Origin of the sequence: Streptomyces sp. x-80, from assembly GCF_046549095.1 — a bacterium.
In the GTDB taxonomy this organism is placed as follows: Bacteria; Actinomycetota; Actinomycetes; order Streptomycetales; family Streptomycetaceae; genus Streptomyces; species Streptomyces celluloflavus.
Genome location: NZ_JAJPWM010000065.1, coordinates 1 through 1625, shown reverse-complemented (window position 1 = coordinate 1625; position 1625 = coordinate 1). Strand labels below are relative to the sequence as shown.

Here is a 1625-nt window from a genome sequence, read left to right as displayed (position 1 = left end):
GGCTCTGTTCCGTAGTCGGTGGCTACGAAGGGTGACGTGTGTCGTTGACATCTCATGCGGGATGTCAACGAGCTTGTGGCTGTGGTGTTTTCGGGATTGTCGGCGCTGGTTATCGAGGATGTGGCGGACGATGGCGAGGCGGTCCGGGTTACGGCCCGGACCCGGGATGTCACGGTGCCCTGCCCGGTGTGCGGGGTGTCGACGGCGAAGGTGCACGGATTCCACCATCGGACGGTGGCGGACGTGCCGGTGGACGGCCGCCGGGTCGTGGTCCGGGTCCGGGTGCGGCGCCTGGTCTGCCCTGTCCTGGGCTGCCGGCGGCAGACCTTCCGCGAACAGATACCGGGGCTGCTGGAACGCCATCAACGCCGCACCACGCGCCTGACCGGTCAGGCCTCCAAGGCGGTCAAGGAGTTATGCGGCCGGGCAGCCGCCCGGCTCACCCGGTGGCTGGCCACGCCGGTCTCGTACGCCACCGCACTGCGCCTGCTGCGGCGCATCCCCACGCCGACCGTGCGGATCCCGCGGGTGATCGGGGTCGACGACTTCGCCCTGCGCCGCCGGCACCGCTACGCCACAATCATCATCAACACCGAGACCGGCCAGCTCATCGACGTGCTCCCCGACCGTGAGGCCGCCACCCTGGAGACCTGGCTGCGCGGGAAGAAGGGGATCGAGGTCGTGCGCCGGGACGGATCGGCCACGTACGCCGAGGCGATCCGGCGGGCGCTGCCGGACGCGGTGCAGGTCAGCGACCGCTGGCACTTGTTCCGCAACCTGTACGACAAGGTCCTGGCCGAGGTCCGAGCCCACGCGAGTTGCTGGGCCACCGTCAACCCGCCCCGCCCCGGCGGGGTCCGCGAGCAGACCACCCGCGAACGCTGGCACAAAATCCACGGCCTTCTCGGCCAAGGCGTCGGCCTGCTCGACTGTTCCCGCCGCCTGGGACTGGCCCTCAACACCGTCAAACGCTACGCCCGCATCCCCGAGCCGACCGCCGAGCGCATCGCTCCCCAGTACCGGCCCACCCTGGTCGCCCCCTACCGCGACCACCTGCGCACCCGTCGCGCGACCGAACCCGGCGTGCCAGTCCTGCAACTGTTCCGCGAGATCAAGGAGCTGGGCTACAGCGGCAGCCTCAACCTGCTCCACCGCTACCTCAACCAGGGCCGCGCCGAAGGCGACCGCCCGGTCACCACCCCGCGACGCGCCACCCGGCTTCTGCTCACCCACCCCGAACACCTGCGCACCAAGGAGACCGCCCTCCTGAAAGCTCTCACCGCGGCCTGCCCTGAGATGACCGAACTCGCCCGGCTCATCCAAGAGTTCGCCGAGCTGCTGACCCCGGCCGCGGGCAACGACACCCGGCTCACCGAGTGGATCACCGCAGTCCGGGCCGCCGACCTGCCCCACCTGCAGACCTTCTGCAACGGCCTCGAACTCGACCGCGCAGCCGTAGACGCCGGCCTCACCCTGCCCTACCACAACGGACGCACCGAGGGCGTCAACACCCGCACCAAGAGGATCATGAGGCGGATGCACGGCCGTGCCGGATTCGACCTCCTCCGCCACCGCATTCTCCTCCAATGAGCAGAACGCAGCGTCACCACCGACTACGGAACAGA

General features: G+C 69.7%; 1 protein-coding gene. It reads left to right on the top strand.

Going from position 1 to position 1625, the window contains the following annotated elements:
- Nucleotides 1-84: 84 nt before the first annotated feature.
- A complete protein-coding gene (locus ACLJWH_RS41910) occupies nucleotides 85-1590 on the top strand; it encodes an ISL3 family transposase (RefSeq protein ID WP_411147064.1) in 1506 nt (501 codons plus the stop codon).
- The last annotated feature ends 35 nt before the right edge of the window (nucleotides 1591-1625 follow it).